This window comes from Lysobacter dokdonensis DS-58 (assembly GCF_000770795.1).
Classification (GTDB): Bacteria; Pseudomonadota; Gammaproteobacteria; order Xanthomonadales; family Xanthomonadaceae; genus Noviluteimonas; species Noviluteimonas dokdonensis.
In genome coordinates this window covers 124,678-139,600 of record NZ_JRKJ01000016.1, presented here as the reverse complement: position 1 = coordinate 139,600, position 14,923 = coordinate 124,678, and the positions used below count along the sequence as shown (strand labels likewise).

The 14,923-nt window shown below is 68.5% G+C and carries 11 protein-coding genes; 2 read left to right on the top strand and 9 right to left on the bottom strand.

From position 1 onward, the window contains the following. From LF41_RS10620 to LF41_RS10580, 9 genes are all read right to left on the bottom strand, one after another. On the bottom strand, nucleotides 1-642 hold the full coding sequence (locus LF41_RS10620; protein WP_036169374.1) for a class I SAM-dependent methyltransferase: 642 nt from the start codon (nucleotides 640-642) through the stop codon (nucleotides 1-3). Continuing rightward, nucleotides 639-1,799, bottom strand: coding sequence for a glycosyltransferase (locus LF41_RS10615; protein WP_202594039.1), 1,161 nt, complete (start codon nucleotides 1,797-1,799; stop codon nucleotides 639-641). The genes LF41_RS10620 and LF41_RS10615 overlap by 4 nt, the downstream gene beginning before the upstream one ends. A 22-nt stretch (nucleotides 1,800-1,821) precedes the next feature. Continuing rightward, nucleotides 1,822-3,732, bottom strand: a complete 1,911-nt coding sequence (locus LF41_RS10610; protein ID WP_052116339.1) for a tetratricopeptide repeat protein — start codon at nucleotides 3,730-3,732, stop codon at nucleotides 1,822-1,824. Further along, on the bottom strand, nucleotides 3,729-5,633 hold the full coding sequence (locus LF41_RS10605; protein ID WP_052116338.1) for a hypothetical protein: 1,905 nt from the start codon (nucleotides 5,631-5,633) through the stop codon (nucleotides 3,729-3,731). Before LF41_RS10605 ends, LF41_RS10610 begins: the two co-directional genes overlap by 4 nt. Beyond that, nucleotides 5,630-7,564 (bottom strand): hypothetical protein, encoded by a 1,935-nt coding sequence (locus LF41_RS10600; RefSeq protein ID WP_052116337.1) that lies wholly within the window; start codon nucleotides 7,562-7,564, stop codon nucleotides 5,630-5,632. The genes LF41_RS10605 and LF41_RS10600 overlap by 4 nt, the downstream gene beginning before the upstream one ends. 91 nt (nucleotides 7,565-7,655) lie before the next feature. Next, nucleotides 7,656-8,087, bottom strand: a complete 432-nt coding sequence (locus LF41_RS10595) for a pilin (RefSeq protein ID WP_036169373.1) — start codon at nucleotides 8,085-8,087, stop codon at nucleotides 7,656-7,658. 237 nt (nucleotides 8,088-8,324) lie between these two features. After that, nucleotides 8,325-9,689, bottom strand: coding sequence for a glycosyltransferase family 39 protein (locus LF41_RS10590; protein WP_036169371.1), 1,365 nt, complete (start codon nucleotides 9,687-9,689; stop codon nucleotides 8,325-8,327). Further along, nucleotides 9,689-11,110 carry a sigma-54-dependent transcriptional regulator gene (locus tag LF41_RS10585; RefSeq protein ID WP_036169369.1) on the bottom strand — a complete coding sequence of 474 codons (1,422 nt, stop codon included), beginning with the start codon at nucleotides 11,108-11,110 and terminating at the stop codon, nucleotides 9,689-9,691. The genes LF41_RS10590 and LF41_RS10585 overlap by 1 nt, the downstream gene beginning before the upstream one ends. Before the next feature lie 51 nt (nucleotides 11,111-11,161). Then, complete coding sequence (locus LF41_RS10580) at nucleotides 11,162-12,739, bottom strand: sensor histidine kinase (protein WP_036169367.1); 1,578 nt, start codon at nucleotides 12,737-12,739, stop codon at nucleotides 11,162-11,164. Nucleotides 12,740-12,851: 112 nt separating this feature from the next. Between LF41_RS10580 and sucC the strand changes: the two genes are divergently transcribed. Then, nucleotides 12,852-14,018, top strand: a complete 1,167-nt coding sequence (sucC, locus tag LF41_RS10575; RefSeq protein WP_036169365.1) for an ADP-forming succinate--CoA ligase subunit beta — start codon at nucleotides 12,852-12,854, stop codon at nucleotides 14,016-14,018. Nucleotides 14,019-14,033: 15 nt separating this feature from the next. Next, a complete protein-coding gene (gene sucD / locus LF41_RS10570) occupies nucleotides 14,034-14,909 on the top strand; it encodes a succinate--CoA ligase subunit alpha (protein WP_036169362.1) in 876 nt (291 codons plus the stop codon). Nucleotides 14,910-14,923: the final 14 nt, after the last annotated feature.

Genomic DNA, 14,923 nt, shown 5'->3' with positions numbered 1-14,923 from the left:
TCAGCCCGCGCGGCGACGGTAGAAGAAGAACTCGGCGAACGAGGTCGTGCGGAAATCGCCATCGTCGGGGAAGCGATTCGGCACGTGCTCGAACAATTCCCACTCGGGCGCGTGCGCGTCGATCCAGTCGGAGAACTTGCGATGCTTCACGTGCGGCGCTTCGGGCTGGAGCGAGCGCTCCGCGTTCGATGCGTAGATGCCGACGAACCGGCCGCCGGCGGCGAAAAGGCGGCGCATGTAGTCGTCGAACACCGCGTCCTCGACGAGATGGAAGATCACGTCGAGCGACAGCGACAGGTCGGCCCGACGGCCGTCGAAGGAATCGACGGTCTCGAATCGCTTGCTCGGGTCGTGGGCGAACTTCTCCCGGCAGATCTCGACCGCGCGCGGGCTCACGTCGTAGCCCGTGTAGTCCGGATACTGCGCGAGCGTCAGCTGGTTGCCGTCGCCGCAGCCGAATTCGACCACCGAGTGCACGGACTGGCGAGCGACGAAATCGTTGAGGACATCGGCCTTGAATTGCGCAAGGTGCGCATAGGAGCCAGGGCCGGAGTTCCCGCCCTCGCGGTAACGCTGGTCCCAGTAACTCGCCGACGAGCGGAACTTGCGCCCGCGCAGCAATCGCAACAGCCTGGAAATCACCGCGGTTCTCCTGGAATGGGTCGCATGCCTGCGCATGCATGGTCGTAGATCGCTTCCAGCGCTGGCGTCAGCTGGCGGATGTCGAACGTGCGCCGGACGAAGGCGGGGCCCTCGCGCGACATCGCATCGCAGAGCGCATTGTCCGTGAGCAGGCGGGTCAATGCGCGCGCCATCGCATCGACATCGCGCTCCGGAAAGGTGAGGCCGGTGGCGCCCTCGAGGACGCCCTCGGTCGCGCCGCCCTTGGCGGAGGTGACGACCGGCACGCCGGAGGCCTGCGCCTCCAGCAGCACCATGCCGAAGCCTTCGGCATCTCCGTTCGCGGCGACCACGCTCGGCAGGCACAGCGTCCTGGCGCGCGCCAACTCCGACCGGATGCCCGCGTCGTCGAGTGCGCCGAGGAATTCGGCCGGGATCCGAAGGTCCGCGGCCAGCGCGGCCAACGACGCGCGCAGCGGGCCGTCGCCCACGATCGCCAGCGTTGCATCGGGGACGTGCGCACGCACCTTGGCCATCGCCTCGATCAGGTAGCGCACGCCCTTTTTCTCGACCAGGCGGCCGACGAACAGCACGCGGGGCTCGCGTTCGCCGGCGGCGACACCGGCAGGCCGGAATTTCTCCACGTCGATGCCGATGTGCCTGACCACGATCCGATCCGGCGAGAGGCCCGCGCGAATCGCGTCCTCGCGGATCGCCTCGGACACCGCGATGAACGACACCCGCGGCTCGCGGAACAAACGGACGAGACGGCCGGGATACGTGATTCGCCCCCAACCTCCGTGGCCGCGTCGCCACCACGACGCGTGCGTCGTGATGTCGTAGCCATGCAATGTCACGACCATCGGCAAGCCCGCGCGTTGCACGGAGGGCCAAGCGTCGACCGCGTCGAGGGCGAAATGGACATGGACCACGTCGGCGTGCGCGCGGAATGTGTCGGACAAGCCAGCATCGGCCAGGCCGAATCGCTGGCGCCAGCGACGCATCGCGGGATTGCCCGCCGGCAGCGCAGCGCGCAGGCCTGCGAGGTCCAGGCCAGGCTCGGCGCGCGCCGTGCCGACCAGCGTCGGAACCCACGCGCGCAAGGCCCGGGCCTGGTCGCGAATGAAGGTTTCCGATGGCGGAAGCAGCACGCTGCGAAATATTGCGACCCGATTCACCTGAGCCCCCACGCCCCTGGAATCAGCGCGTGGACGAGTGTGCGGGCGCGCCCGGGGAAAGTCCAAGGCGGCCCTCCAGTTCCAGGGCGGCGGCTTCGTTCTCGCCGAAGCGGCCCATCTCGCGCAGCGTGGCGATCTCCTTTACCGCCGCGTCGCGGCGGCCCATGGAGATCTGGACCTTCGCCAGGTTGATGCGGTACTGCGATTCGTTGGGCCGCATGCGCACGACCCCTTCGAACAGTCCCAGGGCGAGGTCGTATTCATGCAGCACGTTGAGCGCGTAGTCGGCGTACAGGGTCTGCATGTCGGGGTGCGGGCGGGCCAGCGCGCCTTCGAACATCTGGATCATGTGCGGCTGGGAGAAGTCGCATTCGCGGCTGCGGGCGCAGCGCATGATGCTGCCGACCGCGTTGATCTCCTGCGGGCCGATGGGGCCTGCGCGCAGGCGCGCGGCCATGTCGTCCCACCATGCGTCCTTCTGGGGCAGGTGCGTGTGCGCGGCCAGCAGGAGCAGCGCGCTATGCGGGAGGATGCCGCTCTTGGGCAACTTCATCCCGCGCTCCAACTGGTCCACCGCCACGGGCACCAGCGGCGAATCGGCCTTGTAGTGCGAGGCGATGACGAGCATGCGCCCGTAGCCGTACACCGCGCGGGGCGACTCGGGCCGCTTGGTCGCTTCCACGGCCGCGAACTTCAGGTCGTTCGACCACTCCCAGGCACGCAGGTGCGTGATGCCCGCGTAGCCCACGCCCGCCAGGGCCGCGACGAACACGCCGATGTGCGCCATGTTCCCGCGCGGCGCGAACAACAGCAGGTCGGCAAGCACGAGCATGAGCCCGAGCGAGGCGAAATAGTTGCGATGTTCGTAAACGAGCTCGAGCGGAATGACCGTCGCCGTCAGCGCCTGCGCGGCGAAGAACCACAGGATGCCGAGCGCGGTGAGCGGACGCCGCGCGCGTACCAGCCATGCGGCGACGAACAACACCGCGAGCCCGATCATCGCGAACAACGTCGACGGCGGCGACATCCACCCGCGCGACACCACGTAGTCGTCGTGGTGCAGCGTCAGTTCGCGCAGCGGCGGAAGCAGCGTCCAGCGCAGGTAGTCGAGCACGACGCGGCCTTCGGTCAGCAGCCGTTCTTCGAGGTTGAAGTCGCGCGTGCTGAACGCATGCGGCGCGGTTACGCGCGGATACAGCCAGAACAATCCGGCGACCAACGGCAGCCACAACACCGCCATGTACAACTTGCGCACGTCGCCCTTCTGCGGCGAGTTGCGCAACGCGGGGATGCACGCTTCCAGCAACCAGGCGTACAGGGGCAGCAGCACGGCCGACTCCTTGCACAGGATGCCCAGTGCGGTGCAGCCGAAGAGACCGGCGGCGATCCACCAGCGGCCACTGCCGTCCGCCAGTTGCTTCTGCCGGCCAATCAAATAAAACGCGAGCCCCGCGAACACGAAGGTGTGCGCCAGGCTCTCCATCCGCTGCACGATGTACAGCACGCCCATCGTGTTGATCGGGTGCAGTGCCCACGCCGCGGCGACGAACATCGCGGCCCACAGGCGGCGGCGCTCGTCGACGCCGGGCGCGGCCAGCGCGAACAACAGGCGCACCAGCCAGAACACCAGCACTGCGTTGATGCCGTGGATGACGATGTTGGTCGCCTTCATCGACACCGGGTCCATGCCCGCGAAGTAGCTGTTGACCGCGAAGCTGAGCATCGAGATCGGGCGCTGCAGGCTGCCGGCGTCCGACGAGAACGCCGCCGCGCGCCACTGCGCACCGTCGAGCGAATCCAGTTTCAGCGCCGCGTTCTCGGCGATGTTGGGGAAGTCGTCGAACGTGAATCCGCCCAACAGGCCCGGGGCGTAGATGGCGCAGACCGCGACGAACAGCAGCAGGGGGAACAACCAGGGGCGGCGTTGCATCATCGGGGCGAAGCGTCCTGCAGGCGGGCGTCGAGGTCGTCGACGAGGGGGCGGTTGGCGAGGGGGGCGGCGTGCGCCAGGGTGTCGCGTTCGGCGCGGGCGCCGGCGCGGTCGCCCATCTCCAGCAGGAGGCGGGCGCGGTTGTAGCGCAATTGTGCGTCCTTCGGCGCCCGGACGACCGCCTCCGTCCACAACCGCAGGGCGAGGGCGGGGTCGTTGCGCACGTGCAGGGCGTACTTGCCGGCGCTGGCGAGCACCATCGGGTTGGGCGTGCGGGCGAGGGCGGCCTCGTACAGCGCGGCCATGCGCGCGGGCGGGAACTGGCACAGGCCGTCGGCCGCGCAATCGCCCAGCGCCACGACGGCGGTGAGGTTGTTCGAATCCATCGGCTGCGTGCGCAGGCGCTGGTTCATCTCGTCCCACCATGCGGCGGGCTCGGGCGCGCCGGTGAGGGCGGCCAGCGTGATGGCGGATTGGTGCGGCAGCACGCCGCTGCCGGGGACGGCGCGGGCGCGTTCGAGCGCGGCCCATGCCGTCGGCAACAACGGGGAACGCGGGTCGTAGCGCGTGAGACGCACCAGCGTGCGCGCCGCTTCGAACTGCGCGCGCGGCGATGCGGGACGCTTGGCCGCTTCGCGCAACGTGTAGTCGACCGGATCGCGCCATTCGTAGGCGCGCAACGCCGTCACTCCGCCGAAGGTGACGAGCAACACGACCGCGATGGCGACGCCGCCGCGGCGCCGTGCCTCTTCCGACGGCAGCAGGAACAACAGGTCCGCGAACACGAGGCACACGCCGAGCGCGGCGAAGTAATTGCGGTGTTCGTACGCCAATTCCAGCGGAATGATCGTGCCGGTCAGTACGTGCGCGGCGAGGAACCACGCAATGCCGAGCGCCGCCAGCGGACGCCGCGTGCGCAACCACCATGCGAGCGCTGCGAGTGCGAGCAGGCCGGCAACCGCAAGCACTGTCGTGACGGGCGAGAACAACCCGTGCGAAATCGCGATGTCGTCATGGAACAGGCCCAGCGACGACGGCGTCGGCAATACGCTCCACTGCAGGTACTGCCACACCACGCGCGACTCGGTGAGCAGGCGCTCGACCAGCGTGAAATCGCGCGCGACATACACGGGCATGACGCGCGGCAACAACCAGAACAGCGCGACACCCGCGCCGATGGCCACCACCGCCGACCACGCGAACACCGCCGGGCGCGACACGCCTGCGCGCCCGCGGAACCCGAGCACGCACAGCTCCAGGCACAGCGCATACAACGGCAGCAGCGCGGCCGATTCCTTCGACAACACGCCCACCGCCGTGCCGCCGACGAGGCCGATCAACGCGAGCGCCATGCCGCCGGCACGCCCCGACACCTGGCGCGCGCGCCCGACGACGTACAGCAACAAACCCGCGAACACGCATGTGTGCGCAAGCACTTCCATGCGTTGCACCAGGTACAGCACCGCCGTGGCGTGCAGCGGGTGCAAGGCCCAGGCGGTGGCGACGAACAAGGCCGCCCATCGGCGACGCGTCGCATCGACGCCCGCGAACGCCGGCAGCGCAAGCAAGCGCAGCACCAACCCCGCGACGAGCAACGCGTTGACAGCGTGCAGCGCGATGTTCGTCAACTTCATCGGCACCGGATCGGGACCGGTGGTCGCGTGGTTCAGCGCGAAGGTGAACATCGCCAGCGGGCGGCCAACGGTGCTGTTCTCCGGCGAGGAGAACGTCGCCGACACGAGCTTGCCGGTGTCGAATCCATCGACCGCCAGCAATGCCGCGTTGCGTTGCAGGTTCTGCTGGTCGTCGAAGATGAATCCGCCGGCGCGGCCGGGCCAATAGACGGCGAAGACCAGCACGACGAGTGCCAGCGCCGCCGCGACGGTGCGCCACGAAGATCTCATTGCGCACGCTCCATGTCGGCGACCAGTCGCGCGCGCAGGCGCTGCAGTTCGGTGTCCCAGTAGTGCTGGCGTTCCAGCACGGTGTCGTGCATTGCCGGCATGTCGAAGCCGCGCGGGCGGATGCGTTTCGCGCGCAGGGTCTCGTAGTGATCCAGATGTCCGAACGCGAGCGCGAGATGGCCGCGCGTCGCGAGATCCGCGGCGTTGCGCGCGGCGGCTTGCGGGGTCGGCCATTCCGACAGCGCGAGGTCGTACTGGTGCCGCGCTTCGACGGCATCGCCATCCGACAGCGCCAGGCGGCCGCGCAGCGCGGCGATGTCCTGGCGGCGCGGCGGCGATTGCATGGCGGGGTTGGCGGCGGCCTGGTCGATCCACGTGGCGAGCACGGCGTGCTGCCTGCTGAAGCAGGGCGAGGCGGTCATCGCGTTGTCGATCCAGCCGAACACCAGCGCGTGCGGCATGCGCCCGTTGCGCAGCGCATCGCGGACCTGCCGCTGCAGCGTGCGATCCACGCCGCCCAGCTGGCAACGCGCATCGACCAGGTTGAGCAACAGTTGCAGGTCGCGCGGATGCGCCTTGACCGCCTCTGCAAGACGGCGCTCGGCGAGGTCCGCGCGCCCGCGCTTCATGTCCGCCATCGCGGCGGTCGCCTGCGCGCGGGGCGAGGCGGGGTTGAGCGCGACCCACGTGGTCGCGAGTCGATCGGGTTGCCCCCACAGAGTCGCGCGCGCATGCGTCGTCGCGGCGAGCATGGCGAGCACGGCGATTGCGACCGCGCCGCGCTGCCACGCCGGGCGTTTCCATGCACACAGCGCACGCGCGAGCGGCCAGAAGGCGAGCATCGCGGGCAGGTAATTGCGGTGTTCGTAGTACAGCTCCAGCGCGAGCACGCTGGATTCGATCAGGTGCCCGGCGAAGAAGAACAGGACCGCGGCCGACACCGCCGGCGCGCGGCGACGCAGCGCGATGGCGCCCGCGATCAGCGCGCTCACCACGCACCACGCCGCGAGCGTTGTCCACGGTTGCAGCCAACCGGTCGACACCGCATACGCATCATTGAACAACCCGTTCGACATCGCGCGCGGCACGAACAACAGTTGCAGGTAGTCGACCAGCACGCGCGGTTCGGTCAGCAGCCGCTGCGCGATGGTCCAGTCGCGCGCGGCGAGCGGTGCGTGCGCGTAACGCGCGAAGTGCAAGGCGAGCCATGCGAACAGCAGGACGCTCGGCAGCACGAGGAAGACGATGCGGAACGTGCGCAGGCGCCGGTCGCCATCGCGTCCGAAGAGCGTCGCCTCGAGCACCCAGGCGAGCAGGGGCAACAGGATGCCGTTGGCCTTGCACGCGAGCGCGAGCAGGGTGCCGAACGCGAGGCCGCCGAGCATCCATGCGACACCCGCGCGCGGCGATTGCGCGAACCGCAGGCGCCCGTGGCCGTAGGCGAGCAGGCCGAGGAGGACGAACAGCGCCGAGAGCATCGCTTCGCGCTGGACCACGTAAAGCGTGGTGGAGACGAACAGGGGGTGGAGCAGCCAGGCGGTGGCGGCGATCAGCGCGGGGGCGTTCGCCGTGCGTTCTGAAGGCGTCGTGGAGATGGCGGTGCCCAGCATCCGCAGGAGGGCGAAGAGCAGCGCGCCGTTGACCAGGTGCAGCACGAGGTTCGTGCGCAGGAATGGGGCGGGATCGGCGGGCCAGTCGTTCGCGTCGACCAGGAAGGAGAGCAGGGCGAGCGGGCGGCCCGTGGGGTCGGCGGCGCCGGAGGTGATGTAGCGCCAGAACGTGGCCCAGTCATCGACCGGCCCGGTGGCCCCGAGCGTGTCGAGGTTGACCCAATCGTCGAACAGGAACCCGCCGTGCAACCCGGCCGCGTACGCCCAGCACGTCGCCGCGCATGCGGCCAGGAGCGCCAGCAGGGTGGTGGTGGATCGCAAATGGGGCCCCGGGTCTTGCGGATGCTGTCGAAGGTGCATCAAAACGAAGGGCCGCGCGAGGCGGCCCTTCGGGAACTGCGGTGTTGCTGGATCAGTTCTTGCAGGACGTGGCGCGGTACTTGTCGTCGACGGAGCCGAGGTGGCAGGTCCACGAGATCGAGCCGCCGTTGTCGATGGCCGAGAAGATGACCGTGTCGCCGTCGATGTTGGCGTGGGCCTTGCCGCCGTAGGTCACGAGGACCTGGCCGCTGGCGGCGCCGACGTTCACCGAGGTGACGTAGTTGCCGAGGATCGACCCATCCGGAGCCAGACCGGCCTGCGGGTTGTTCGCCGGCCACGCGCCGGTGTTCTGGCGGTATTCGGCCATGGCGGTCTTGACGCCGTCAGCCAGCGCCGAGCCTTCCGACACCTGCGAGCGGATCACGTAGTCCTGGTACTGGCTGATGGCGATGGCGGCCAGGATCGCGATGATGGCGACCACGATCATCAGTTCGATGAGGGTAAAGCCCTGCTGCTTCTTCATTTGTGTATCCCCTAGGAGTGTTTGAACTTCACGTGCCACGTTCAGGCCCGGCATTTCCGGATCCGTCGGGCAGCCGTGCAACGGTGCACGTGCCACGAAGGATACGCAGGTTGTGTGCCAAATGGGACAGCTGAAATCGTTATCGGAGCAAGGGTGCATCCCATCACGAATTCACGCGTTTTCCCGAGGTTTTTCAGCGATCTGGCGGACCATCGCGTCAGAAAGTGACGCGCCTTGTCAGTGCCTTTTGCGGCCGGTCGAGTTCAGCGTGCCGAGCGACGGCCGCTTGCGCACTTTCCCGGCGGCCCAGGCCAGCGCCGCGACCACCAGCACGGCCTCGATCCCGCGGTAAGCCACGGCATAACGCGGCTCGGCCTGCAGGACGACGTGCACTGCCGTGAGGTAGACCGCCAACAAGCCGGTCGCCGCGGCGGGCATCGACTCCGCGTGCCGCAGCCCGCGCCACGCCAGGACCAGTGCGCTGGCGAGCATGAGGGTGGTGAGCAACGGGTTGAGCGTCCTGTACGCGACGCGCAGCGCGCGCAGCACGCCCATGCGTTCGAACGGCGAGCGTTGGACTTCGAGGAAGGCGATGTCGCTCGCGCCGATGCGGATCTTCCAGCCCCACAGGGCCCACGGCTTGCCGGCGTACCACTTCGCGTAGAAGGCCGGGGCATCGGCCATGCGCGCGCCGATGCGCCGCAGGCCCGCGATCGGATCGTCGCGCAGCGTGCGTTGCTCGGCGTCGATTTCCTGCGTGACCGCGATGGCCAGCGGGTCGCCGCTGCGCAGGCGCGTGGCGGCGGCGTGGTAGTCGGGCCAGGAGCCCTGCACGAAGTTGAGGGAGGCGCGGTCGCCGCCGCTGCCCTGGTCCGGAAGGCCGGCATTGCGCACGCCCAGCGCCAGCACGGGCACGAGGAACACCGCGAGCAGGACGACGGCCGCCCGGCGACGGCGGTGCCATGCGCCGAGTGCCGCAAGGCAGGGCACGAACAGGAGCGCGACCGGATTGACGAGCGCCGCAGACGCGAACACCGCGCCCGTCGCCACGAACCACCGCATGCGCTGCGTCGTCCACGCCCTGGCGAATGCGAGCAACCCGCCGAGCAGCAAACATCCGAACAGGACCTCGGTGAGCAAGGTGTTCGTCGCCGCGACGTGGTGCGGCCAGCACGCGAGCAGCAGGCCGGCCACGATGGACCACGTCGCGCTCAGCCAATACCGCGCGAGCAACGCGGTCATGACCACGGTGGCCGTGCCGAGCAACACCTGCAGTTGCAGCACCCACGGATACCAGGGGCCGGCCAGGTCCCACGCGGGTGCCTGGCCGAAGACCCGCATCGCCAGTGCGATCAGCCACGGATAACCGGGCGAGCGATAGTCGTCGGGCACAGGGAGCATCGGCGGCGGCGTCTTGCCGAAGACGCCGTGCTCGGCGAGGTTCCATGCGTAGGCGACGTATTCGCGGATGTCGCCGCGGATCGGATGCGCGACGATCGCCGACAGCACGTAGTGCTCGCGCAACGCGAATGCGAGCAGCGCCAGCAACGCGAGCATCAGTCCGAAACGCGGCGCGCGCTTCGCCGCGTCGGCGCCTTCCATCAATCGATGCCCAGCTTCTTGAGCTTGTAGCGCAGCGCGCGGAACGTGATGCCCAGCTGCGCGGCGGCCTTGGTCTTGTTGTAGCGGTTGTCTTCGAGTGCCTGCTGGATCGCGTTGCGCTCGATTTCCTCGATGTAGCTGGGAAGCGCGCTGGTCATGCTGTCGCGCGGGTCGGCCTGGCGCGGGTCGCGCACCATCGGATCGCGCACGGTGTCGCGCATCGGCGCCGATTGCGACGTCGCCGTCGGCCCGTACACGGGCAGGCGCAGGTCGCTGGCTTCGATGCGATCGTCTTCGGCGAGCGCGAGCGCGCGTTCTAGGATGTTCTCCAGCTCGCGCACGTTGCCCGGGAAGGGATACGCGCGCAGTGCGGCGACCGCTTCGGGCGTCAGCGCGGGCAGCGCGCGGCCCTGCTGTCCCGAGAGGCGCTGCAGGATCGCGGCGCACAGGCCGGGCAGGTCGTCGAGGCGTTCGCGCAGGGGCGGCACGCGCAGTTCGATGACGTTGATGCGGTAGTACAGATCGTGTCGGAAACGCCCGTCGGCGATCTGGCCGGCGAGGTCCTTGTGCGTCGCCGAGAGGATGCGCACGTCGACCTGCACTTCGGTGTTGGCGCCGACGGGGCGGATCGATTTTTCCTGGATCGCGCGCAGCAGCTTGACCTGCATCGGCAGCGGCAACTCGGCGACTTCGTCGAGGAACAACGTGCCGCCGTCGGCGGCTTGGAACAGGCCGGGCTTGTCGACGTGCGCGCCGGTGAAGGAGCCCTTCTTGTGGCCGAAGAACTCGCTCTCCATCAATTCGGCGGGGATCGCGCCGCAGTTCACCGGCACGAACGGACCGGTCGCACGCGCGCCCTGCTCATGGATCGTGCGCGCGACGAGCTCCTTGCCCGTGCCCGATTCGCCGGCGATGTACACCGGCGCCTGGCTGCGCGCGACTTTGCCCAGCGTCTGCTTCAACGCGACGATCGCCGGCGAATCGCCATACAGGCGCGTCGCGAGTGCATCGCTCGCGGGCGCGCTGCCCGCGGGGCGGCGCGCGCCCTTCTGCGGCAGATCGAGCGCGTGCTTCACCAGCCCGCGCAACACCGCCAGGTCCACCGGCTTGCTGACGAAGTCGAACGCGCCGGCCTTCAACGCTTCCACCGCGGCTTCGACGTTGCCGAAGGCGGTGATCATCGCCACCGGCGTCTGCGGGAACTGGGCGGAGATTTCGGAAATCAGGTCGATGCCCGAGCCGTCGGGCAGCCGCATGTCGGTCAGGCACAGGTCGAAGCGGTGCGCCGCGAGCAGCGCGCGCGCTTCATTGAGGCTCGACGCGGTCTCGGTGCGAAGGCCCATGCGGCCCAGCGTGAGGACGAGCAGTTCACGGATGTCCCGCTCGTCGTCGACGATCAAGGCGCTGCGTTGGTCGTTCATCGGGCTCCCTTTCCCCCCGGCGACACATTACCGCGCCGCCCCCCGGTCCCGCTACGCGGGGAGCAGTGAATGCGGGCCCGCCAGCCGGATCCGGAAGCAGCAACCGCCACCCGGCATCGCCACGTATTCCAGCGTGGCCTGGTTGGCGCGGCACAACTCGCGGGCGATGTAGAGGCCCAGCCCCGTGCCGTGGCCCGAAGTGGTGAAGAACGGCCGGAACAATTGCGAGGCCACCATTTCGGGGATGCCCGGGCCGCGGTCCTGCACGTCGACCTGCGGCCCATGCGCGTTGGAGATGTGCAGGTGCACGCGCGCCGGTTCCCCCGGCATGCGGCCATAGGTCAGCGCGTTGTGCACGAGCGCGACGAGCACCTGGTGCAACTGGCGCGGGTCGGCGAGCGCGGGAACGGCGGGCAGGTCGGCGCTGACCTGCAGCGTGTCGCCTTCGAGCGGATGGTTGGTGCGGTATTCCTCGATGAAGCGCCGTGCGAAGCCCACGAGTTCGACATATTCGGGCTGCGCGCGTTCGCGGCGCGCCAAGCCGAGGACGTTCTCGACGATGCCGTTCATGCGATGGGTCTGCTGGTGGATGATCTCCAGCAGGCGTCGGTCCGCGTCGAGGATTTCCTTCGACTCCTCCAGCAACTGCGTCGCGTAGCTGATGGCCGCAAGCGGGTTGCGGATTTCGTGCGCGAGGCTCGCGGAGAATCGGCCGAGGGTCGCAAGCGTCAGCGATTCGGCGCGGCGCGAGAGCAGCGAGGTGTCGTCGAGGAAGACGAGCGATTGGTCGCTGTCGGCGAGCAGGCGCGTGAAGCGCGGCACGATTTCGGGGAGGTCGGGGCCGAATTGCATCGGCGTTTCGTCCGCGACGCCGTCGTGGCGCCAGCGGCGCAGGCGGCGGTCGAGGTCGGGCGAGAGCGCGTTCAACGAATCGCCCTGGGAACCCGCGATCAGCAACAGCGCCGCTTCGTTCGCCAGTCGCACCGCCCCTTCGCCGTCGACGAGCAACACGCCCGTGCGCATGCGGCGGATGATCAGCTCGCTGACTTCGACCATGTTGGTCGCCTGCGCGGTGCGGCGTTCGGCGATCGCGACGCTGGCGCGCATCTGCCGGCCGAGCTGGTTGGTCAGGGTGCCCACCGCGATGAAGCTGATCGCGTACATCAGCAATTCGGCGGGCTGGCGCGGGGCCGGAACGCCTTCGGCGGCGCTCCACAGGAATTCGAGGATGAGCGCCAGTCCCGCGAGCCCCGCGATGGCGATGCCGGTGCGCAACGACAGGAACAGCGCCGCCGCGCCCACGTTGAACAACAGCATCAGCGCGATGCCCGAGGCCGCGCTGGGCAGCGCATGGATCGCGAGCGTGGCCGCGGCGATGTCGACCAGCACGCCGATGAGGGCCTGCACCTTCAGCGTGCCCGTGCGCCCGGTATAGAGCAGCACCAGCGCCGCGACGAGGTACCCCGAGGCCGCCACGCCGCCGAGCAGCGGCAGGCGCGGTTGCGCGAAGAAGTCCCCGAAGGGGCTGAACACCACCAGGGCCAGCAGGCCGGCTTCGAGCGCCCGGTAGAGCGTGAAGAAATAGAGCTCGCGGCGAAGCGCGCTCTCGGTCGTGGCGGGGGCGGGCATGCGTGGCAAGCAGGGGTCCCCGATGAGGTTGTCGCGAGTATAGGGGGACGCGGCTTTGCCCCGGGGGTCCCGCTTCGGCGACAATACCGCCCCTTTTCGCGCGCAACCCCCAATGAACTTCCACGAATACCAGGCGAAGCAGTTGTTTGCCGATTACGGCATCGCGGTCCCGGCCGGGCGCGTCGCGCGCACGCCGGAGGAGGCCGTCGATGCGGCCAAGGCGATCGGGGGCGACTTCTGGGTCGTCAAGGCCCAGATCCACGCGGGCGGCCGCGGCAAGGCCGGCGGCGTCAAGCTCGCCAAGACCTACGACCAGGTGCGCGAATACGCCAAGGGCATGCTCGGCACGAAGATGGAGACCTACCAGTCCGCCGGCGTGGCGCTGCCCGTCGACTGCGTGCTGGTGACCCAGGCCACCGACATCGCCAAGGAGTTGTACCTCTCGGTGCTGGTGGATCGCGCGAGCAAGGCGATCACCTTCATCGCCTCGGCCGAAGGCGGCGTGGAAATCGAGAAGACGGCGGAAGAAAACCCCGACGCCATCAAGACGCTGCACGTGAACTACGTGCAGGGCCTGCAGCCCTACCAGTGCCGCGACATGGGCTTCGGCCTGGGCCTGGATGCCAAGCAGGTCAACCAGCTCACCAAGATCATGATGGGCCTGGCCAAGCTCTTTAATGAAAAGGACCTGGCGCTGGTCGAACTCAACCCGCTGGCGATCATGACCGACGGCAACCTCGCGGTGCTCGACGGCAAGATCAACTCCGACGACAACGCGACCTTCCGCCATCCGGAACTCGCCGCGATGCGCGACATCCGCCAGGAAGACGAGACCGAAGTGCTGGCCAGCCAGCACGACCTCAACTACGTCACGATGGACGGCAACATCGGCTGCATGGTCAACGGCGCGGGCCTGGCCATGGCGACGATGGACGTCATCAAGCTCAATGGCGGCGAGCCGGCGAACTTCCTCGACGTGGGCGGCGGCGCGACGAAGGAGCGCGTCACCGAAGCCTTCAAGCTGATCCTGCGCGACGCGCACATCAAGGCGATCTTCGTGAACATCTTCGGCGGCATCGTCCGCTGCGACATGATCGCCGAGGGCATCATCGCGGCGGTCAAGGAAGTCGACGTCAAGGTGCCGGTGATCGTGCGCCTGGAAGGCACGAACGTCGAAGCCGGCAAGGAGATCCTCAAGAATTCGGGCCTGGCGATCATCGCCGCCGACGACATCAACGACGGCGCGAAGAAGGCGGTTGCTGCCGCCGCCGGCAAGTAAGGACCCCACGACACCATGAGCGTTTTGATCGACAAGAACACCAAAGTGATCGTCCAGGGCTTCACCGGCTCGCAGGGCACCTTCCACGCCGAGCAGATGCTCGACTACGGCACCAAGGTCGTGGGCGGCGTCACGCCGGGCAAGGGCGGCACGCAGCATCTCAACCTGCCGGTGTTCAACACCGTGCGCGAAGCGGTGGAAGCCACCGACGCCGACGCCTCCGTCATCTACGTGCCGCCGCCGTTCGCGGCCGACGCGATCCTCGAGGCCGCCGATGCGGGCATCAAGGTCATCGTGTGCATCACCGAAGGCATCCCGGTGCTCGACATGCTGCGCGTGAAGAACGCGCTCGCCGGTTACGAGGACGTCGTGCTCGTCGGCCCGAACTGCCCCGGCGTGATCACGCCGGGCGAGTGCAAGATCGGCATCATGCCGGGCCACATCCACAAGCCGGGCGTCATCGGCATCGTGTCGCGTTCGGGCACGCTGACGTACGAAGCGGTCAAGCAGACCACGGACGTCGGCCTCGGCCAGTCCACCTGCATCGGCATCGGCGGCGACCCGATCAACGGCACCAACTTCATCGACGCCCTGCGCTGGTTCCAGGACGATCCGCAGACCGAAGGCATCATCATGGTCGGCGAAATCGGCGGCAGCGCCGAAGAGGAAGCCGCGGAATTCATCTCGCAGTACGTGACCAAGCCCGTCGTCGGCTTCATCGCCGGCGCCTCGGCCCCGAAGGGCAAGCGCATGGGCCACGCCGGCGCGATCGCCTCGGGCGGCAAGGGCACGGCGGAAGGCAAGTTCGAAGCGATGGAAAAGGCCGGCGTCACCACGGTGAAGTCGCCGGGCGACCTCGGTGCGGCGATCGCCAAGCGCCTCAAGAAGTAATCAAATGCCGTCAT

What these genes read in the sequence shown, in the direction of transcription:
- LF41_RS10610 (WP_052116339.1), bottom strand. Translation starts at nt 3,732, where the DNA reads ATGATGCAACGCCGCCCCTGGTTGTTCCCCCTGCTGCTGTTCGTCGCG.
- LF41_RS10580 (WP_036169367.1), bottom strand. Translation starts at nt 12,739, where the DNA reads ATGCCCGCCCCCGCCACGACCGAGAGCGCGCTTCGCCGCGAGCTCTAT.
- sucC (WP_036169365.1), top strand. Translation starts at nt 12,852, where the DNA reads ATGAACTTCCACGAATACCAGGCGAAGCAGTTGTTTGCCGATTACGGC.
- sucD (WP_036169362.1), top strand. Translation starts at nt 14,034, where the DNA reads ATGAGCGTTTTGATCGACAAGAACACCAAAGTGATCGTCCAGGGCTTC.
- LF41_RS10585 (WP_036169369.1), bottom strand. Translation starts at nt 11,110, where the DNA reads ATGAACGACCAACGCAGCGCCTTGATCGTCGACGACGAGCGGGACATC.
- LF41_RS10595 (WP_036169373.1), bottom strand. Translation starts at nt 8,087, where the DNA reads ATGAAGAAGCAGCAGGGCTTTACCCTCATCGAACTGATGATCGTGGTC.
- LF41_RS10590 (WP_036169371.1), bottom strand. Translation starts at nt 9,689, where the DNA reads ATGGAAGGCGCCGACGCGGCGAAGCGCGCGCCGCGTTTCGGACTGATG.
- LF41_RS10605 (WP_052116338.1), bottom strand. Translation starts at nt 5,633, where the DNA reads ATGAGATCTTCGTGGCGCACCGTCGCGGCGGCGCTGGCACTCGTCGTG.